This window comes from Variovorax sp. W1I1 (assembly GCF_030815625.1).
Taxonomy (GTDB): domain Bacteria; phylum Pseudomonadota; class Gammaproteobacteria; order Burkholderiales; family Burkholderiaceae_C; genus Variovorax; species Variovorax paradoxus_C.
Map to the genome: position 1 here is coordinate 2,590,706 of NZ_JAUSWZ010000001.1, position 20,387 is coordinate 2,611,092.

At 65.9% G+C, this 20,387-nt stretch carries 15 protein-coding genes and 1 pseudogene; 12 read left to right on the forward strand and 4 right to left on the reverse strand.

Annotated elements, in window-relative coordinates; all coding sequences use genetic code 11:
* Positions 1-4 precede the first annotated feature (4 nt).
* From QFZ83_RS12160 to QFZ83_RS12175, 4 genes are read left to right on the forward strand one after another with little or no spacing between them, the layout of a single operon-like run.
* Positions 5-754, forward strand: coding sequence for a hypothetical protein (locus tag QFZ83_RS12160; RefSeq protein ID WP_307506572.1), 750 nt, complete (start codon positions 5-7; stop codon positions 752-754).
* Positions 751-1,692, forward strand: a complete 942-nt coding sequence (locus QFZ83_RS12165) for a peptidylprolyl isomerase (RefSeq protein WP_307506575.1) — start codon at positions 751-753, stop codon at positions 1,690-1,692. The genes QFZ83_RS12160 and QFZ83_RS12165 overlap by 4 nt, the downstream gene beginning before the upstream one ends.
* 24 nt (positions 1,693-1,716) lie before the next feature.
* Positions 1,717-2,259, forward strand: a complete 543-nt coding sequence (locus QFZ83_RS12170; protein ID WP_307506578.1) for a YbjN domain-containing protein — start codon at positions 1,717-1,719, stop codon at positions 2,257-2,259.
* Between the two features lie 26 nt (positions 2,260-2,285).
* Complete coding sequence (locus tag QFZ83_RS12175) at positions 2,286-2,537, forward strand: hypothetical protein (protein ID WP_307512870.1); 252 nt, start codon at positions 2,286-2,288, stop codon at positions 2,535-2,537.
* A gap of 104 nt (positions 2,538-2,641) precedes the next feature.
* Here QFZ83_RS12175 and QFZ83_RS12180 read toward each other — a convergent pair.
* Positions 2,642-2,758 (reverse strand): annotated as a pseudogene (locus tag QFZ83_RS12180) (hypothetical protein); the annotation flags it as partial.
* Between the two features lie 7 nt (positions 2,759-2,765).
* Between QFZ83_RS12180 and QFZ83_RS12185 the strand changes: the two are divergent.
* Positions 2,766-3,287, forward strand: a complete 522-nt coding sequence (locus tag QFZ83_RS12185; RefSeq protein WP_307506581.1) for a low molecular weight phosphatase family protein — start codon at positions 2,766-2,768, stop codon at positions 3,285-3,287.
* 58 nt (positions 3,288-3,345) lie between these two features.
* Here QFZ83_RS12185 and QFZ83_RS12190 read toward each other — a convergent pair whose 3' ends face one another.
* Complete coding sequence (locus QFZ83_RS12190; protein WP_307506586.1) at positions 3,346-3,540, reverse strand: hypothetical protein; 195 nt, start codon at positions 3,538-3,540, stop codon at positions 3,346-3,348.
* A gap of 368 nt (positions 3,541-3,908) precedes the next feature.
* Here QFZ83_RS12190 and QFZ83_RS12195 point away from each other — a divergent pair, with 368 nt between their 5' ends.
* The 7 genes from QFZ83_RS12195 (at position 3,909) to QFZ83_RS12225 (ending at position 16,118) form a co-directional block, all read left to right on the forward strand.
* Positions 3,909-4,163, forward strand: coding sequence for a hypothetical protein (locus QFZ83_RS12195; protein ID WP_307506589.1), 255 nt, complete (start codon positions 3,909-3,911; stop codon positions 4,161-4,163).
* A gap of 363 nt (positions 4,164-4,526) precedes the next feature.
* Positions 4,527-6,524 (forward strand): phosphatase PAP2 family protein, encoded by a 1,998-nt coding sequence (locus QFZ83_RS12200; protein ID WP_307506593.1) that lies wholly within the window; start codon positions 4,527-4,529, stop codon positions 6,522-6,524.
* Between the two features lie 43 nt (positions 6,525-6,567).
* Positions 6,568-6,726, forward strand: coding sequence for a hypothetical protein (locus QFZ83_RS32760; protein ID WP_373457502.1), 159 nt, complete (start codon positions 6,568-6,570; stop codon positions 6,724-6,726).
* Positions 6,727-6,838: 112 nt separating this feature from the next.
* On the forward strand, positions 6,839-9,934 hold the full coding sequence (locus QFZ83_RS12210) for a type VI secretion system Vgr family protein (protein WP_307506596.1): 3,096 nt from the start codon (positions 6,839-6,841) through the stop codon (positions 9,932-9,934).
* Between the two features lie 56 nt (positions 9,935-9,990).
* Complete coding sequence (locus tag QFZ83_RS12215) at positions 9,991-14,922, forward strand: RHS repeat-associated core domain-containing protein (protein WP_307506599.1); 4,932 nt, start codon at positions 9,991-9,993, stop codon at positions 14,920-14,922.
* Between the two features lie 2 nt (positions 14,923-14,924).
* The gene (locus QFZ83_RS12220) at positions 14,925-15,416 is read left to right on the forward strand and encodes a hypothetical protein (RefSeq protein ID WP_307506602.1); all 492 of its coding nucleotides are present in this window, start codon (positions 14,925-14,927) and stop codon (positions 15,414-15,416) included.
* 201 nt (positions 15,417-15,617) lie between these two features.
* The gene (locus QFZ83_RS12225; RefSeq protein ID WP_307506604.1) at positions 15,618-16,118 is read left to right on the forward strand and encodes a pentapeptide repeat-containing protein; all 501 of its coding nucleotides are present in this window, start codon (positions 15,618-15,620) and stop codon (positions 16,116-16,118) included.
* A gap of 45 nt (positions 16,119-16,163) precedes the next feature.
* Here the strand turns inward: QFZ83_RS12225 and QFZ83_RS12230 are convergent, their stop codons facing one another.
* Both QFZ83_RS12230 and QFZ83_RS12235 read right to left on the reverse strand, forming a co-directional pair.
* The gene (locus QFZ83_RS12230) at positions 16,164-16,634 is read right to left on the reverse strand and encodes an SET domain-containing protein (RefSeq protein WP_307506607.1); all 471 of its coding nucleotides are present in this window, start codon (positions 16,632-16,634) and stop codon (positions 16,164-16,166) included.
* A 558-nt stretch (positions 16,635-17,192) separates the two neighbouring features.
* Positions 17,193-20,378, reverse strand: coding sequence for an error-prone DNA polymerase (locus QFZ83_RS12235; protein WP_307506610.1), 3,186 nt, complete (start codon positions 20,376-20,378; stop codon positions 17,193-17,195).
* Positions 20,379-20,387 lie beyond the last annotated feature (9 nt).

The window sequence follows — 20,387 nt, forward strand, 5'->3', positions numbered from 1 at the left end:
CGACGTGTCCAGAAAATTACTCCCGGCGCTGGTGCTGGCTGCGCTCGCCGTCACGGCCGGCGTGTCGCATGCCCAGCAGCCGCCGCAGGGCCAGAGCATGGAAGAGCGGCTGCGCGCGCAGTTGCGCATCACGACCTCGCAGCTGCAGCAGGCGCAGAACGAGCTGGCGGAGCTGAAGGCGGGGCAGCCCGCGGGCGCGCCCGCAGCGGCAGCGGGTGCGGCGCCGGCCAGCAAATCCGAGCTCGATGCGCTCAAGAAGGAACTGGCGCAGAGCCAGCAGCAGCTCGCCGCCGAACGCCATGCGCGCGCTCAGGCGAGCGCCGGTGGCGAGCAACTGCGCCAGCAAGCCCAGGCCACGAGCGAGAAAGCCACGGCGCAGATCGCGCAGTTCCGCGGCGCCTACGACGACCTGCTGAAGCTGGCGCGCGCCGCCGAGGCCGAGCGCCAGCGCCTGGCGACCGAGACCGCCACGCAGCGCACCGCGCTCACCCAGTGCGAGGCCAAGAACGCGCAGCTCTACGCGGTGGGGCAGGAGATCCTGCGCGCCTACGAAACGGTGGACCTGGGCAGCGTGCTGGCATCCCGCCAGCCGTTCGCCGCGCAGAGCCGCGTCAAGTTCGAGCAGATCGCGCAGCAGTACGGCGACAAGCTGTACGAGGGCAAGTTCGACGTGCGCGCGGTGAATGCGCCGGCGCCGGCGAAACCGGCGGATGCGGCACCCGCCGCACCCGCATCAGGGGAGCAAAAGCAATGACGAAACACCACATGAAATACGCCGCACTCGCGCAGCGGCTGCGCGCCGCCTGCGGCGTGCTGCTGGTCTCCTCGGTCGGCGTGGCCGCCGCGCAGACGCCCGCACCCGGCAACGTCGTCGTGGCGCGCATGGGCGAAGTCACGGTGGGCCAGGACGAGGTCGAGAAGCTGCTGCAGGCGCTGCCCGAAGCGGAACGCGCCGCCGTCAAGGCCGACCGCGCGAGCCTGGACGGGTGGCTGCGCCAGCGCCTCCTGAGCGAAGCGCTGCTGCGCGATGCGCGCAGCAAGGGCTGGGCCGACCGGCCCGAGGTGAAGGCGAAGGTCGATGCGGCCGTACGCGAGGCCACGATGCGCGTGGTCGCCGCGAGCTATCTCGAATCGGTGAGCCAGGTGCCGGCGGGCTATCCGTCGGATGCGGAAGTGAAAGCCGCCTACGAACAGGGCAAGGCCAACTTCAACCTGCCCGCCGGCTACCGCGTGGCGCAGATCTTCATGGCCACGCCCGACCGGGATGCGGCCGCCATCGCCAAGGCGCGCGAAGAAGCGGGCAGGCTCGCCCGGCAGGCACGTGCCGGCGATTTCGCCGCCGTGGCGCGCGCGAACTCGCAGGACAAGCGCACGGCCGGGCGCGGCGGCGAAGTGGAGACCCTGCCGCTGGCCGGCATGCTCCCCGAGCTGCGCGACACGGTGGCCACGCTGAAGCCCGGAGAGGTGAGCGAACCGGTGCAGGCGCAGGCCGGCTTTCACGTCGTGAAGCTGCTCGACACGCAGCCCGCGCGCACTGCCACGCTCGAAGAAATGAAGCCGCAGCTGCAGCTCGCGCTGCGCCAGCAGCGGCAGCAGCAACTGGTGCAGGCGTACCTCGCGCAACTGGCACCGGCCACGCAATTGAGCATCGACGGCGCCGCGCTGGACGCGGCGCTCAAGAAGACGAACTGAACAGATTCACAACAGGGCAGACACATGAACAACACGACGACGAACACCACCGAAGCCAACGACACCGCCGCTGGTGCGACGGCGCAGCACCTCGACCTGCTGGACGCCGTCACGCCCGAGCAGGTGTCCGACGCCATCAAGGCCGCGGGCGCGGCCGTGACCACCATCGAGCAGAACGGCGTGGTGCGGCTGCACAGCGCGAGCCATGGCGTCGGCTTCCAGGTGCTGTGGGGCAACCCGGTCACGACCACGCAGTACACCGATTTCACGCTGAGCTGCCCGCTTCATGTGCAGGGCGGCACGCTGCCCGAGGCGGTGCTGGCGTCGTGGCACCGCACCAAGCGCTTCGCGCGCGTGGCGCAGCACGGCGACTTGGTGGTGCTGGAGATGGACGTGGTGGTCGCCGGCGGCGTGAGCCCCGCCTATCTTTCGTTCGCGATGCGGCTGTGGATGCAGATGATGGGCGAGTTCTTCCTGCACCTGCGCAACTACGGCCCGGCCGCGGAGACCCGTGGCGATGCGGCGAACGGCGCGGCCGTTGCGCGGGGCGAGGCCGCGGCCGCCTGAGGGGACAGTGAATGCATCGAAGCGCGATGCCTGCCAATCTCCGATCCGGGGCGTCGTTCGACGACCACGATGCCCCGGCGACGCGTGCGATTCACGCCATCGCCCGCCAGGCGGTACGCACGCAGCGCGCCGAGACCGCACGCAAGCGGCAGCGCGCGGCGCTGCTCGATTTGCTGGCACAAACCATGGCAGAGATGCACATCTCCATGTCGGAGCTCAACGCGGCGCGGCGGATGCTCGAGCTTCGAGGCAGGCAAAGGGCCGGTGCGGCAGAGTGACCGCGTGGTCGGGACACTGCGCAGCCTGCCCATCGGGTATCGAAGTGCCGCCGGCGGAGTGAGCGCGGAAGCCGCTCGCCGGCCAGTTGGTTGAGCAAAGCCTCAGCCATGAGGCTTCGGGCAGCGTTGCTGTTGCAGATGAACAGTACATTGCTGTGCAGCTTGAAGTCATGGCAAAACAAAGCTACGTGCCCGGCCGATTGACCTCTTTCCGACGACAACCTCCGCGTGACACCGCGCTATATTGAGCTCATGCAACGACGAATTGGGGTTGTTTTCGTTTCGCGGCGAAATTCCTTGCGCAGCGTGCTGGCGGAAGCATGCCTTGCACACTTGGATCAGAAGCATCGGTTCACGATCTTTTCATGCGGGCAACCGGGACACGTCGAACGAGTGATCCACCCGGCGGCGGTTGGCGCTCTTCACAGTGCGAGCATCCCTCTCGTCAAGACATCCGGCCGTGGTTGGGACGAGCTTGCGCGTACCGGTTCGCTCGCCGTGGATCTGGTGATCACGCTCGATGCTGGCGTGCAGACTCTCCAGCCGAACTGGCCAGGGCAGCCGGACGCGGCGCTGTGGGCCTACCCGGACATCGCCGCCGACAAGAAGGCAGAGCAGGTCGGGCACGACGCGCTGCATGTCCTGTATTCCCTGAAGCGGCGACTGGAACTATTGATCAACCTGCCGCTGCATGGCGCCGACCGGACCGCGTTGCGCGACGATCTGCGAGACATGGCCCACATGCGTTAAATGCGACGGAGGATGACGAACACCGCACCGACGGTGGGACGCGCATGCGCGGACGGTGCTAGGCCGATGAGGCGGCAGTGAGCCGCAGCACGGATTCCCCAGCTGCAAGTGCTTCGGAGGCCCGGCGGTAGCTCCATAGCGAGGCTGCGATCTCGACCGGGGCGTCTTGTGACTCATGGTCCAGGATGACCCAGGCAAAGCCACCACTTTGCGGCACAAATTCGACGCGCAGGCTCAGGACAGCAGTCTTCACGGCGTGGTACTTGTCGCATCGAGCCCGGCACGTGCGGCATCTGCAGCAAGGCGCAGGGCATCTCCTCTCGAAAGTGCCGCGCGGTCCGAAAGCGCCAAAGCCCGGTCGCCGAGTATGCAAACCCACCAGCATGCGCCGTCGCGCGCGCCGACTTGCACATCCACCCGGACGTGACGGTAAACGAATGAATGACGCATCGATCTGAAACTGTGATCCGGGGCCTGGGGAGGGCGGTGCTAGACTAAATTCGCTCGCGGAACCGCAGCGGGCGCACGTGGGACGCACGCGATCCGCGAAGAGGATGAGCATTAGGCCCGCCTGACGTTACGCCGCCATGACATGCGTCGTCTACCTTCTACAAGGACACCATGAACGCCATCAAAAAAGCTCGGCAGATCATCACTGCCGCTCCCGAGAGCGACGACGCCAAGACACTTGCGCGCCTGGTGCTTGCACTGGAGGCAGAAGCTGACTTCCCTCTCGCGAACCTTTATGGGCTCGAATTGAGTACCTTCGATCTCGCCCTCGACATCCTCAAGGAATGGCGCCTGGACAGGTACTACGCGCGCAAAGGAAAGCTGCTCGACGTGTCCTATCAGGTGAATGTCCAGGCATCGCATTAGGAGCTAGGAGCGAGTTGGCGTTCGTAGCGTGGGCGTCGCGACATTGCACATCTGCATGCGCGGCTGACAGGCAGCGCACGTGGGACTGCGAATCCGGCGAAGAGGTACAGGAAGTGCGCGGCCCTCGATATTCAGCAGCTGAGTCGTTTTCGAAACGTGCCAGCCGCCTCATGACGCCGCAGATGCATGCCGGCTCGAAACGCGCCGGGCCGCGCCAGCTTGCTCCCATCGCGAGGCGTTGGTTTTTTGCCGAGCTCGGATGACTATTAATAAGAACGACTTGTTGCGTGGATAGATTGCGCGGCTGTACCCGTATCGGGCGACCGGTCCGCTTGCGTTTCCAGCTTCTCCATCTATCTCACCATGTCGTCCCTCCCGTTATTCAGCCGTCCCTTCGCCATCACCCTCGTCGCAGCCCTTTGCCTTTCGGCATGCGGCGGCGGCAGCGACGGCGGTGCCTCGTTCCCGATGGTCGGCACGCCGCCGACCACCACGAATCCGCCTGCCGTTGTCGTGGCGGGTCCGCCGAACGACCTGGGCTTCACCGACGCTGCGCCCGTGCCCGACACGGCGGCCATACCGCCATTCGTCGACAACGTCGCGACCAACCAGCGCGGCGATGCGCGCTTCGCGACCAAGGAAACCAATGCGGGCGTGCGTGTGGTCGCAGGCTTCCTCGACTTCTGGCAGCCCAGCACGCTGCTGGTGGATGCAGGCGTATCGGCCCCCGCGCAGGGTAGCTTTCCGGCCGTCGTCGCGTCCACGTGGAGCGGCACTCCGGGAGACGCGACCGACGGCAAGATCCTCAACACCGCGGTGCTGAACGGCAACATCCAGTACGTCGTCGACGCTACCAATGCGCGCACCAGTGCGCAGGAGCTGGCCGCCTACCTGGACGATCGCCGTGGCAAGGGCTACAGCATCAGCGACGGCATGGGCCCGCTCACCGACGCTTGGCGCGCAGCCACCCAGCAGAGCACCACCATCACCGGCATTGCCGCCGACGCGACCACCAAGCTCTACAACGACACCGGCAGCGACATCGGCGTGCCCGGGTCGGCCAACCCTACGTTCGGCACCGTGGTGGACTTGCTCAACAACATCGGCGAGAACGCCTCCACCGAACCCGCCAAGCGCTTCTATAAGTACGCACGCCCATGGCGCTGGAGCAGCAGCGTGAAGGCGGTGCCTGCGCTGGAGCCCGCCAAGAGCAGCACGCCCACCACCGACGGCGGCTTCGTGAGCGGCCACACGGCCGAGGCCGTGCGCAAGGCCATCGCGTTCGGCTACGTGGTGCCGCAGCGGTTTCAGGAGATGGTGGCGCGTGGCCTGGAACTCGGCGAGAACCGCATTCTGGCCGGCATGCATTCGCCGCTGGACGTGGTCGGCGGGCGCCTGCAGGGCCAGGCCGCGGCGGCCGCGAGCCTGGCCACCGGCGCCAACGTCACGCGCAAAAGCGCCGCTTACGCACAGGCGCAGTCCGTGCTGATGACCGCGGTGGGTGCGAGCGATGCCGCCGCCTTCAACAGCTTTGCCCATTCGCAGGGCGCCGCGGTCGACCGCTTCGCCGACCATGCCGCGAGCAAGGCCGACTACCTGCGCCGCCTGACCTTCGGTTTCAAGCAGGTGGCCGACGCGACCAAGCCGGCCGTGGTCCCCAAGGGCGCCGAAGTGCTGCTCGAAACGCGCCTGCCGTACCTGGACGCCTCGCAGCGTCGCGTGGTGCTCAAGACCACGGCGGTGGCTTCTGGCTACCCGGTGATGGACGACCCCGAAGGCTGGGGCCGCCTCAACCTGTTCGACGCGGCCGATGGCTACGGCGTCTTCAACGGCGACGTGGTCGTGACCATGGACGCCAGCCTCGGCGGCTTCAATGCGCTGGACAGCTGGCGCAACAACATCTCCGGTGCGGGCAAGCTCACCAAGAAGGGCAGCGGCACGCTCGCGCTCGGCGGCAGCAACAGCTACGCGGGCGGCACGCAGCTTGCGGAAGGCACGCTGCAGGCGGATGCAGCGTCGGCTTTCGGCAAGGGCAATGTCTACGTCGGCGGTGGCACGCTGGTCTGCAACGCGCCTTCGACGCTCACGATGGCGGGCGCCTACACGCAGTTGGCAGGTACCACGCTGCAGCTCAACGTCGGCGCCGGCGGTGCCGGCAGCCTGAGCGTGGCCGGCGTGGCTGCGCTGGACGGAACGCTGCGCCTGAGCTTCAAGCCCGGCTTTGCGCCGCGCGCGGGCGACACGCTCACCGTCATCAGCAGCGGCGCGCTGACCGGCCGGTTCTCGGCCATCAACGCGCCGGGCTTCAAGGTCACGCCGACCTATACGGGGACGCAACTCATCGTGCGCTTCGACGCCTGAGGGTTTCCGCAGAATTTTCTCTCGCTCAGAGAAGCGAGACGTGATGTTCGTCGGCTTCATCAGCTTCGCGCTGATCGCCGACCGACTTCGATTTTGTGCCGGCATGCCCTGGTCGCTTTTCTTCGTGTCTGCTACTTTTTCATTCGTGCGTGAGCGCATGAACGCCAGCGTTTCCGAGTTCCCCGAACAGTTGTCAAGCTGACGACATATTTGGCGTCGAAGCTCCCGAGGACGGCATTTTTTCAAGAGCCGACAGGAGGGAGAGTCAGCGTGAACCACATCGTGGCGAGATCGTTTCTGCACGGGTGCATCCGATGAGCGGCCTGTCGGGTCGTCATCTCGCGGAGCTTGTCGCCGACCGGCAGCACGACCGGCTGCTGCGGCTGTCGTTCCCCCAGGGCGGGGAGCCGTCGGGGGCCGACCTCGTGGTCAACACGCTGCATGCGTCCGAGGGCCTTTCTCGCGATTTCGAATTCACCGTCGGGCTGCTCAGCAGCAATGCAACGCTGGCCCTGAAGGACCTTCAGGGCAAGATGCTCTCGGTCGAGCTCGTGCGGCCCGACGGCACGCTGCGCCATTTCACCGGCATCGTCTTCGGGTTCCGGCTCGTGCGCACCGACGGCAACCTGGCCTTCTACGAAGCCCGCCTCGGCCCCTGGCTCCAGTACCTGCGGCTGCGCGCGAACAACCGGCTCTTTCATCGGCAGACCCTGCGCGCGCAGACCGAGGCCATCTTCAACGACTACGGCGTGCTGCCCAAGTGGGAGTGGTTCGTGCGCGGCGAAGACGCGCCCCACACGATGGCCGTGCAGGGCGGCGGCGCCGGCGGCGAGAGCGACCACAACTACCTGCACCGGCGCTGGGAAGCTGCAGGCTACAGCTACTGGTACGAGCACTCGGCCGAGGGCCACACGCTGCATGTGTGCGACGACAGCACGCTCGCCAAGGCCGTGGACGGTTCGTCCTTCGGCATCCGCTTCCAGGACGAAGGCGGCGCTGAGGAGGAAGACGCCATCGGCCAGTGGAGCGCGGTGCGCGGACTGGTCTCGGCGCAAACGGCCGTGAGCGCCTTCGACTTCAAGAGCCCGCGCCCGCAGCACGCCGAGATGCCCAGCAACAACCAGCAGGGCGACGTGCCCCAGCTGGAGGTGCACGAGTACGGCGGCGCGCGCCACTTCAAGACCTCGCTCGAAGGCGAGGGCGTGGCGCGGCGGCGCATCGGCGAGATCGAGGCGAAGGCTAAGCGCTTCGAGGCCGAGGGCAACAACCGCTTCGTGCTACCGGGCCGCTGGTTCCGGCTGACCGACCACTTCGGGCGCACGCAGGGCGACGGCTCCGAAAGCGAATTCCTCATCCTCTCGGTGGACCACCGCGCGACCAACAACTACCTGCAGGACCCCGGCGCCGCGGCGCAAGACCGGCCCAAGGGTTCGCGGGCCGAGTACAGAAACAGCTTCATCTGCAGCCGCCGCTTCGTCGCATGGATGCCGGGCCGGGGCTTTCACAGCGTCGAGCAGCGCGTGCTGGCGCCGCAGACCGCCACCGTGGTCGGACCGGCCAGCGAGGGCAGCATCCACACCGACGAGTTCGGGCGCATCCGCATCCAGTTCCATTGGGACCGCGAAGGCCGGAACGACGAGAAAAGCTCGGCCTGGGTGCGCGTGCTGAGCAACTGGGCGGGCGGCGAAACCGGCATGGTGTCATTCCCTCGCGTGGGCTCCGAGGTGGTGGTGCAGTGCCTCGACGGCAACCCCGACCATCCGGTGGTGATGGGCGTGGTCTACAACGCACAGCGCATGCCGCCGTGGGCGCTGCCGGGGCAGAAGGCGCTCATGGGCCTGCGCAGCCGCGAACTGGCCGAGGGCTCGGGCAACGAGCCCGGGGGCAAGAGCAATCACCTTCTCCTGGACGACACGCAGGGGAAGATCCAGGCGCAATTGCGCAGCGACCACGACGCGAGCCAGCTGAGCCTTGGCCACATCGCGCGCATCGAGGACAACGCGGGCCGCAAGGACGAGCGCGGCCAGGGCTTTGAGTTGCGCACCGACGGCCACGGCGCGATCCGCGCGATGGCAGGCCTTCTTATCAGCACCGAGCCGCGCCCCAACGCGCAGGCGCACATCACCGACATGGCCGAGACCGTGGCGCGGCTCGCGAATGCCGGGGACCAGCAGGAGAGCCTGGCCGACCTCGCGCAGCAGCACCAGGCGCAGGACAAGGGCGGCGACCAGGAGGAAGTCGGCAAGGCCCTGAAGGGGCAGAGCGAGGCGGTCAAGGGCGCGGGCGGCAACCCGCAGCAGGGCGAGTTTCCGGAGCTGACGCAGCCGCACATGGTGCTGGCGAGCCCGGCCGGCATCGCGGCGACCTCGGTCAAGTCGACGCACCTGCACAGCGAGGAACACGTGGCGCTGACGAGTGCGCAGCACATGAGTTTTTCGGTGGGCAAACGGCTGCTCGCGAGCGCCATCGAGTCGGTGCGCGTGTTCGCCTACATGCTGGGCATGAAGCTGGTCGCGGCCAACGGCGACATCGACATCCAGGCGCTCAAGGACAACATCAACCTGCTCGCCAAGCTCAAGATCACGCAGACCGCCGACGAGATCGTGATCACCGCCAAGCAGAAGGTCACCATCGTCGGCGCGGGCAGCTACACGCATTGGAGCGCCGAAGGCATTCGCAGCGGCACCAGCGGCGCGTGGGTCGCGCATGCGGCTTCGCATTCGCTGATCGGCCCCGACACGCAACCGGCCTCGTTCCCCGCGCCGCCCGCGCCGGGCAACGGCACGCTCGAACTCTTCAACAAGTACGTGGCCGACCAGCGCGGCGTGAAGCGCGGCGACTACGAGGTGGTCGATGCACTGGGCACCGTCAAGACCGGCAAGCTCGATGCGAACGGCTTTGCCAGCGTCGCGGGGCTGTTCCCGGGGCCTGCCAGCGTCACCTTCGGCGATGACCGGAGCCAGACATGGGAGGAGGGCAGCTACTTCGGCAAGCCGAGGAACGATGCGGCCGGTGGCGCGGGTGCGGAAGGTGCAGGAGGTCTCGGCGGCGCAGCGCAGGCCGCGATGGGGCAGGTCGCAGGCGTGCTCGGAAAGAGCGGCATCGCGGCCGATGCGGGCGGCCTCGCCAGCCTCGCGCAGACCGTGCAATCGGGCCTGCAGGCCGCGCGCACCTTGCAGGCGGTGGGCAAGGGCGATCTGGCCGGCGTCGCGGGCGGGGCCGCGAGCTTGCTGGGCAACCCGGCGGGTTCGCTCATGGGCGCGGCGGCGCAGGCTGCGGGTTCCGTGGGTCATCTCATGCCTCCCAAGCTGGCCGACGCCGCGGCCAACCTGCTGCCGCGCGCAACAACGACCGCAACCGCGGCACTGCCCGAGATCGCGGGTCTGAAGATCCCCGGCTTCGTGGGCTGAGCGGGTCGCGGGCGAGCAACCGACAACGAACAACCGAATTCCAGGGACTCCACTTCATGGCCGAATCTGCCGACGCTGGCGAATACGCGATCGAACCGCTCGAGCGGATCAGCGCCTCCGAGGTAGTCGAGGGCTTCAGCCCCTTCGACAAGTGGCTGCGCGAGAACACCGACGGCATCGTCACGCTCGAGCGCCTCAAGACCGTGGGCAACGCGATTCCGGGCGTCTCGAACCTCATCGCGTTTTCCGACGTGGTCTACGACATCATCGAGATCAACGACCTGAAGCAGGCGGGCAAGGAGGTGTCGTTCATCTCGTGGGTGAACCTGGGCGTCGACGCCATCGGCGTGATCCCGATGCCCGGAACGGGGCCGGCGCGCGTGGCGTTGCGCGCACCGCTGCAGCTCGCCAAGCAGAAGCTCAAGCAGGGCGTGAAGAACCTCGCGGAAGACTTCCTCATCCTCATCGCGGGGCACCTGGCGAACGCCATCAAGGGCGAGCTCGAGGAGTTCATCCAGACCGCGCAGAAGCAGCTGAGAGCCATGCTGGAGGAGTGCGGCAAGTTCGCGGAGAAGCTGGCCAACGCACTGGCCGATGCGCTGCTATCGGCGCTCGATGGGCACCTGTTCAATTCCAACACCAGCGTGCGCTCCGCGAACGTCGCGCTCAAGGCCGCGGATCGCACCTCGTGGTGGGACCCGCTCGAGAAATCGGAGCACCTGCTGCGCGCGGCCAAGAACATGTTCGTGGCGGGCAACAAGGAGGCCGCCAACATGGCGCTGGGCGGCGCTTCCAGCGTGGCCACCTACATCTCGCCCGAATTCAGGACGCACATCCAGTCCCTTGCCAAGGCCATGCGCGCACTCGGCAAGCTGGCTGCGAAGAAGATGCTCGAGCTGGTCGACCCCGGCACGATGTTCAGCATCGGCTGGCTGCTGATGAAGATCCTGGAGGTCGCGCCCAAGCTCAAGCGCAAGCGGGGCGGCACGGTGCATCCGCGCAGGGTCAACAACGTCAAGGACAAGCGCGGCCCCGGCACGCTGGAGCCGCGCAGGCGGCAGAAGCGCAGCACCGCAGATGGCCGCCCCTGCAAGTGCCCCGGGTCGGCGACGGCGCGCTCCATCTCCTTGAGCCTCGGCGCCGAAACGCTCACGCACACCGACTTCGAATTGCCCGGTGCGTTGCCGATCACCTGGAGCCGCACCTACCGCTCGGACCTCGCGGCGTATGACCTGGGCGTGCTGGGCGCGCGCTGGATCACGCCCTACACGACGCAGTTGGACATCGAGCTGCTCGATGACGGCAGCGAGGGCGCCTTCCTCTATCACGCCGAAGACGGCCGCACGAAGCGCTACCCCGCGCTCGCCGTCGGCCAGACGCACCGCGACGTTATCGAAGACCTGACGCTCGTGCGCCTTTCGGCCGATCTCTTGACGGTCAACCAGGGCCGCGACTGGATGCAGACCTACGAGCGCATTCCGGCGCTCGACGGCCAGCGCGGCTTCTTCCGGCTCGCGCTCATGCAGATGCGCGCAGGCCCGAGCGTAGGGCTGCGCTATGACCATGCGCATCCGCTGCGGCCGGCGCACACGGTGCTCAGCGACGTCATGGTCAAGCAGGGCGCCGAGACCATCGCCCATGCGGGCACGCGCATCGATGCGGCGGGGCGGCTCACGGGCGTGTGGGAAATCAAGGAAGGGCAGCTCGTGCGTCAACTCGCCGCCTATAGCTACGACGCGAACGGCGATCTTGTCGAGGCGCAGGACGAGAACGGGCCCATCACGGCCGCTGTGACGAGCGAGCCCGTCGACGAGGCACAGCAGCAACGCACCTCCGCCGCCTGGCACTACCGGTACGACCACCACCTGCTGACCCGCTACGAAGATCGTACCGGGCGCGGCGTGAACCTCGCCTACGACGGCACCGCCCCCAGTTCCCGCGCCGTGCGCGAGTGGATGGACGACGGCAGCTTCGACACCCGCGTGCGCTGGACCGAGCACATCCGCCTCACGACCGTGACCGATGCGCTCGGTCACGAGACCCGCTACTACTACGACGAGCTGGGCTACACCTACCGCATGGTCCACCCCGACCTGCGCGAGGAATGGTTCTTCCGAGACGAGGCCCGCAACATCGTTCGCCACATCCAGCCCAACGGCGGCGTCGAACACTTCGGCTACGACGCCGAGGGCCAGCTCGTGAGCCAGACGCGCCCCGACGGCAGCGAGATCCACCTCGATTGGGACGACAGCGGCAACCTCGTGAAGATCCTCGATCCCGAAGGCCAGGTGTGGCTGCGCGCGTACGACGCGCAGGGCAACCTCGTCGAAGAGACCGACCCACTCGGCCACAAGACAAAGTACGAATACGACAAGGCCGGGCTCCCCGTGCGCGTGACCGATGCGAAGGGCGGCATCACCCGCATGGCCTACAACACCGTGGGCCAGCTGCTGTCGCGCACCGACTGCTCGGGCAAGACCACCACCTGGGCCTACGACCCACGCGGCCGGTTGATCCAAAGCACCGACGCTGCCGGCCAGTCCACGCACTACCGCTATGCACGCGGGCAGCTCGAAGCCATCGTCAACCCCGACCAGAGCACCGAACGCTTCGCCCACGACGCCGAGGGGCGCCTCATCGCACACACCGACGTGCTCGGCCGCACGACTCGCTACGGCTACAGCGAGGCCGGCCTGATCGCGCGGCGCACCGATGCAGCGGGCCGGCAGCTCACCTACCGCTGGGACAAGCTCGGCCGACTCGTGCAGCTCGACAACGAAAACCGCAGCAGCTACACCTTCGCCTACGACCCGGTCGGCCGCCTGCTCGCCGAGGTCGGCTTCGACGGCCAGAAGACCGGCTACGCGTACGCCGAATTCAACGGCGTGCTGGAGAAGATCGAGCAGCCGCTGCAGTCCATCGACATGCGCTTCGACGCAATGGGGCGCCTCTTGGAGCGCACCGCGGGCGAGGCCAGCGAGACCTTCGGCTATGACGCCACGGGACGGCTGGTGGCCGCAAACAACCGCGATGCGCGGCTGCAGTGGTTCTACGACGCGGTCGGCAATCCGGTGCGCGAGCACCTGCACTACCTCCACGCTGAAAGGAGCGCGTCGGACAAGCCGATGACAGCCGTGTGGCGCCACGAGTACGACGAACTGGGCAACCGCATCGTGAGCACGCGGCCCGATGGCCACGAGGTGCGCCTTCTAACCTACGGCTCGGGCCATGTGCACGGGTTGATGCTGGACGGGCAGGACATCCTTTCCTTCGAGCGCGACGACCTGCACCGCGAAGTCGCGCGGGAACAGGGCAACGGGCTGACCCAGAGCCTGGACTACGACCCGATGGGGCGGCTGCTCGAGCAGCGGATCACGTCCACGGCGGAAGCCACGACAGCGGCACCAGCCGCTGCTGCAACGGGCAACGCCGGCGGCGTGCTGGTCCGCCGCACCTATGTCTACGACAAGGTCGGGCAGTTGATCGGCATTGGCGACACCCGGCGCGGCCGGCTCGACTACCGCTACGACCCGGTGGGCCGCTTGGTCCAGGCCAACAGCGCGCTGGGCCGGGAAGTCTTCGCTTTCGATCCCGCGGGCAACATCGCTGCGCCCGGCTCGCCCGAGGCGCCGGGGCAGTCGGCCGCGACATCGCGCGGCACCGGCCTTCGGGACGACTCGTTGCCTGAAGCGCGCGTCCCGAGCCCGGTGGCCGCGCACAAGCTGCTGGACAACCTGCTCAAGGACTACGCCGGCACCACGTACCGTTACGACGCACAGGGCAACCTCGTCGAGCGCGTGCGCAACGGCGAGCGCACCAGCTTCGAGTGGGACGGCTTCGGCCGCATGGTCGCGGCCAAAAGTCACCAGCAGGGGACGACCACCTTCGCGTACGACGCACTGGGCCGCCGCGTCGCCAAGCTCAGCCCGAAGGGCCGCACCGTGTATGGCTGGGACGGCGACATGCTCGCGTACGAAAGTGTGGAGAGCGTCGCCGACAACGGCAAGTCCGTCAAAGCGCTGGCCCGCACCGTTCACTACCTCTACGAGCCCGGCAGCTTCCGGCCGTTGCTGCAGGCCCGGAAGCAGCAGGCCATCGCCCTGCACGCCACACCGGACTACGCGGCCATGGTGGCCGAGGAGGGCGACTACGATGTGGCGCGCGACCCGCTATGGACCACCGAGCCGGTCGCGCAGCCCTTCGCGAAGGACGAGATCTGCTACTACCAGTGCGACCACCTCGGCACGCCGCAGGATTTGACCGACGACGAAGGCCGCATCGCGTGGTCGGCGCAGTACCGGGCCTGGGGCGAAGCGCGAGAGGTGATTGGGCAGGCGGCGGAGAGCGCGGGAATACGGAATCCGATCCGCTTCCAGGGACAGTATTTGGACGAGGAGACCGGACTGCATTACAACCGGCACCGGTATTACGATCCGCACAGCGGGCGGTTTGTGAGTCGGGATCCGATTGCGCTGTATGGCGGGAATAATTTGCATGCGTATGCGCCGAATCCGACTGGCTGGACTGATCCGGTCGGCCTTAAATCGGGTTACCAAGAGAATTGGGAACGGCTACACGGCCCACTCCCTGCCGGTTATCAAGTTCATCACATCATTCCAAAAGATGGCACGACGGTGGCACTGGCAAAGAAGTTATGCCCTCAATTTGACGTCGATGACGAAAGTAATTTGATTGCACTCCCCAAAGACAACACGGTTGCGGCTCGATCGGGTCCCGGGTTTGGGAAGACTTTGCATAATGGATATCACGCCGGGTATACGTACGCTATTCGAGGGGCTTTAAAAGCCGCCGATAGACTTAAAATCCCCAAGGTCAGCGGCTGCACGAAGATAAAAGCAATTCAAGCAGCATCGTCCAGCCAGTTGAAAAGCGGTACGCTTTCAATGTATGCAGGGAAGGGCGGCACGACAAGCGGGGTCCAGGTCAACTGGATGAATTCGATGCGCGAAATAATCAGAGGAAATTGATCATGAAAAACTGGGATCAGGTAGTGGTTGACGCCAAGGCACTTTTTGACTTTTTGAGCCAACCCGTGTTTTTTGATGGCGCCTACCGAGGAGGCCAGGAAAAAATCAAGTTGATTTTCGATGCCTCGCTGGCCGCCGAGTATTCGACGGACGACAGCGGAGAGAAGTTCGAGGATTGGCAAGGCTTGCTGGAATCGGTGACCCCAGCCTGGCCCGACATGCCGCGTTCTGTGGAGAAGAAAATTCTCGAAGTACTGGATCAGATGTCTGGTAAAGATTACTCCGGGCTCGATGAAGCCCCGTTGATCTACAACATGCAGGGCGACGTTTCCCGACTGCTTCATTGCTATGCATACGGCAAAGTCGATTTGCTATGGAAAAACGTGGAAGAGGCCTATTTGCTGGGCGGTATTCCATGCGGTTGGGATGGGGAATATCCAGAAGGCCGGATGGTTGTTTATTCGAATTCTCCTGTTGCGGGAATTGCCAAGTGAGTATGGGCTACGGGGAGCTTGGATAATTCTCCCAGGCTCGTTGATCTTTGCGAGCGCGGCCCCTTGCCGGATAAACCTTACGGGGGGAGCCGCCACCAAATTTGCTGTCTAGGACGCAGTGCAGCAGGACTTCTGGTTTTGCATGGCGAGCCGTAATTAAAAAATCCCGGGCGCCTTTTTGATTTCCGATCGGGCGCTAATGTGACCTCCCAACTCATCATCCTCAACCACAACCTCTGGCGCAAAGGTGCAGGCGGCGCCCCTGCCGGCCTCATCGGCCAGGCGGACACGTTCGCCTACGCAGGTCTTGATCTGAACCTTGCCCAGTTCGCCTCCAGCGCCTTTACCGGCACCAGCTTCACCGCCACGACATTCCAGAACGCGGGCTGGACCGGCTGCCAGTTCAACGCCTGCACCTTCACCGCGTGCGACTTCGAGCGCATTTCCATCACGGGCTGCACTTTCACCGGCTGCGCCTTCAGTAACTCGCAGTTTGGCGCCGCGCAACTGAGCGGCTGCACCTTCAACCGCTGCACCTGGCACAACCTGAATTTCGACAACGGCCGCTGGACACGAGTCGCGGTTCTGAACTGCGAAGGCAACCATGTCCGCGCCGACGGGCTGCGCGGCGAAATGGTCGACTTCACCGGCAGCCGTTTCGAACGGTTGGAGTTGCGCAACGCGCAGATCAATACGATGTGACGTAGGACCTGGTTGAAACCCGCGCGGTGACTGCGTAGGTTCACTTCAGGCCGACGTGGCCAGTGGTGCCAGCAGGGTGCCGCGACACCTGACCGAACCGCAGCGGCACGGATAGTCTTGGGGATCGGCATTCGCATCTACGTTCAGCGCGTAGTCGATGAATAACTCTTCGCCGGCGCGTATGTGGCGGATCGCTTCGATGCGCAGCACGAGCTGCCCGCCTTCTCCATGCTCCTCTTGGGCTTCGCAGTTCGGCTCACAGGCGTGATTTAGGTGCCGTGTCGCGTTGCCCCCTTCGGCGCCATCGATGGTCGTGCCGTCGGACAGGCCGAAGAGATAGGTCAGCCGGTTGTCCCAATCCTCGCCGTGGGCCTCGTCTGCGCTGTAGCGTCGACCCGTGTAGATCCCGATGAGAGAGCCTGGCGGCAGATCGCAAAGCGCGAAGGCGCCTGCGCCGTGTACGTCGCTGTGCCGCACTTCTATGTGTGGATGATCTGAAATAGCGTGATCGGGCATGAATTCCCTTCGTTGCATGGACTGCGTCGTCGATGAATGCTCACCGCACTTCGTCGTAACGTTGACCAGCCCAAGGGATTGGTCAAAGCGGCTCGCAAGAAACGAGCCGAGAGCGACCTGAATATCGCGGTGGGGTATGAAAAGCCTTCTTCTCTGAGGTCTCTCGCGAGGCGCTGCCCGTCTGATAGCAGTCAAAGACTGCGAGATCGGTTCGGTGTACGCCACTCGTCATCACCAGCCAGTTGCAGTGAGTCCGAGTTCGGGGTGCCTTCGGCCAGTGGGAAGGCCAGCAGAAATCGTTGATTGATCGCGATGGTGCAAGGTGGACGTGGAATCGTCGGATCCCCACATCCGTGCTCTTTCGAAGGGACTGTGCCGAAAACCGTGGACGTCCGCTTGTTGGCACATCTGCCGGCACGGCGAAGAGCCGGTTCGGCCGATATTACCCATTCGTATGTGCCCTGCAGATGTCCGCAATCGCTGCGTAGCCGTCATTCGATATCCCTGCCTCCTGGGTCCGGCCGTTCGTCTTTGGCGCGCGAAGGGCTTCCCGTTTTCTCATCGAAAATCGCGACTGCTGACCCGTAGGCCTCCCAGCAGTGCCGTGTGATCCAGCAGTTGCCAGGCCACGAGGGAATTGACACCTTTCTCGCTTTGCCAAGTGCCGTGCACCGTCAGCAGCATCGCACCACGCAGCGTCTTGCGCTGTTCTTCGGCCAGCGAGGGCCAGACGATGATGTTCACCGTTCCCGTCTCGTCTTCCAGCGTCGCGAAGATCACCCCGCTGGCCGTGCTCGGCTGCTGGCGGTGGGTGACGATGCCGCTCGCCCGCACCTGCTGTCGGTCTCGCGCCTTCGATCGCAATTCCTCTGCCGTGCGGACGCCCAACTCAGAGAGCTTCGGACGCAACAGCGCCAACGGGTGTCGACGCAGCGTCAATCCCATCGTCGCGTAGTCATCTGCAATCTCCGCACCCTCCTGCGGCGTTTCAAAGCGCACTGGCGCTTCGTCGGTGTGCGCCTCGCTCAGCATCCGCGTCGGCCGCGTGTCCACGCCCGCGGCTTCCCAGACCGCATCCGGGCGATGACCGGCCAATCCAAGCAGCGCATCTGCGCCAGCAAGGCATTTGAGGTCGTGTCCATCGAGTTCGGCGCGGCGGGTCAGATCCTCGACGCTCAGGTACGGTCCCGTCGAACGCGCTGCAACGATCCGTTGGGCAGCAGCCTCCCGCATGCCGGAGATTCGCGACAAGCCGAGCCTCACCGCGCGAATCGGTTCGTCATAGTTCGTGTCCCAACGCGGCAACGCACGGGCACTCTGGACAACCTCCTCGAGAGTGCTGGCCCAATCGCTGTACTGCACATCGACCGGACGCACGACGACGCCATGCTCTCGCGCATCGCGCACGAGCTGCGCGGGCGCATAGAAGCCCATCGGCTGGCTGTTGAGCAACGCCGCCAGGAAGGCATCGGGATGGTGCCGCTTGAGCCAGCAACTGACGTAGACCAAGAGCGCGAAGCTCGCCGCGTGGCTCTCGGGAAAGCCGTAGCTGCCGAAGCCCTCCACCTGCTTGGCGATGCGGTTGGCGAAATCCTCCGTATAGCCCTTGGCGAGCATGCGCTGGATCAGCTTGCGCTGGTGGGCCTCGAGTCCGCCGCGCTTGCGCCAGGCGCCCATCGCGCGCCGCAGCTGGTCGGCCTCGCCAGCGGTGAAGTCGGCCGCGAGCATCGCGATCTGCATCACCTGTTCCTGGAAGAGGGGGATGCCCAGCGTGCGTTCGGTCGCGATCTTGATGTCCTCGCTGGGGTACTCGATGCGCTCTTCGCCCGCACGCCGGCGCAGGTACGGATGCACCATGCCGCCCTGGATCGGGCCCGGCCGGACGATCGCCACCTGGATGACCAGGTCATAGAAGCGCTCGGGTTTCAGGCGCGGCAGCATCGTCATCTGCGCGCGGCTCTCGATCTGGAACACGCCGACCGTGTCGGCCTTCTGGATCATCGCGTATGTCACGGGATCTTCGGCCGGCACGTCCTGCATGCGCATCGGTGCGCCGCGCTTGAGGGCGATGAAGTCGAGCGCGCGATGGATCGCCGTGAGCATGCCCAGCGCGAGCACGTCGACCTTGATGAGGCCCAGCGCGTCCAGGTCATCCTTGTCCCACTGCACCACGCTGCGGTCTTTCATGGCCGCGTTCTCCACCGGCACCAGCCGGCTCAGCTTGTCGCGCGCGATCACGAAGCCGCCGGTGTGCTGGCTCAGATGGCGCGGGAAACCGCGCACGGTCTTGGCCAAGTTCAGCCACAGTTCCACGAGGTGCGCGTTCCGGTCGAGTTCGTTTTCCTGAAGGCACGCGTCGCTGATCCACTGCTCCTCGTTGCCGTACGCCGTCTTGGCCAGGCGCTCGACGGTCTCGAGCGGAAAACCCAGCGCCTTGCCGACATCGCGCAGTGCCGACTTCGTGCGGTACGAGGTCACGACACCGGTGATGGCCGCACGGTCGCGGCCGTACTTCCTGAAGATGTACTGCATCACCTCTTCGCGCCGCTGGTGTTCGAAGTCGATGTCGATGTCCGGCGGCTCCTTGCGTTCGACGCTGATGAAGCGCTCGAACAGCACGTTCATGCGTGCGGGATCGACCTCGGTGACGCCGAGGCAGTAGCAGACGGCCGAGTTCGCGGCCGACCCCCGGCCCTGGCAGAGGATGTTGCGCGAACGCGCGAAACGCACGATGTCCTCGACGGTGAGGAAGTACGCCTCGTACTGCAGCTCGGCAATGATCTTGAGCTCGTGCTCGATCTGGGCGCGCACCTTGGCCGGCAACCCTTTCGGAAAGCGCGCCTCGGCGCCGGCATAGGTGAGCTTGCGCAGGTGCGAGGCCGCCGTCTCACCAGGCGGCACCAGTTCTTCGGGGTATTCGTAGCGCAGCTCTTCGAGGGAGAACGTGCAGCGGCGGGCCACCTCGATGGTCTCGCGCATCCATTCGGACGGAAACAGCTCGGCAAGCAGGGCACGGCCGCGCAGGTACTGCTCGCCGTTCGAACGAAGCTCATAGCCGCAGGTCTGAACCGGGCGGCCGATGCGCACGGCCGTCAACGTGTCCTGCAACGCCTTGCGCATCTTCGTGTGCATCAGGGCGCTGGATGTCGCCACGATGCGCAGGCCGGCGCGCGCAGCCGCCTCCTCGATGGTCCAGCAGCGCAGGTCATCGTCGATCTCCAGCGGCCGGGGCCCGGCCACCCACGCGCGATCGGGGAACCAGGTGCGCAGCCACATGCACTGGCCGAAGATGCTTTCGACGGTGGCGTCCTTCTCTGGGATCAACAGGGCCAGGCAACCCGGTAGGCCGGCCAGATGCGGTGCTTTCGCCGTCTTGCCTTCGAGGTCCCCAATGCGCGCGTCATACGACCCCTTCTCGGCGCGCCGACGTGCGAGTGTGATCAGTTCGGAAAGGTTGCCATACCCGCGCCTGTCCTGGGCCAGCAGCACCAGCCGCGCGAACGGCACGCCGCCTGTCGTCTTGAAGTGGATCTCGCTGCCGACGATGAAATGGATGCCGCATTCCCGCGCTTCCAGATGGGCGCGCACCACGCCCGCGACCGAGCATTCGTCCGTGAGCGCCAAGGCGGAGTAGAGCTTGGCCGCCGCCCTGCGCACCAGTTCCTCGGGCTGGGATGCCCCCACGAGGAACGTGAAGTTGGAGCGGCAGTGCAGTTCGGCGAACGGTGGCGGGTCGGACGTCATGCTGTATAT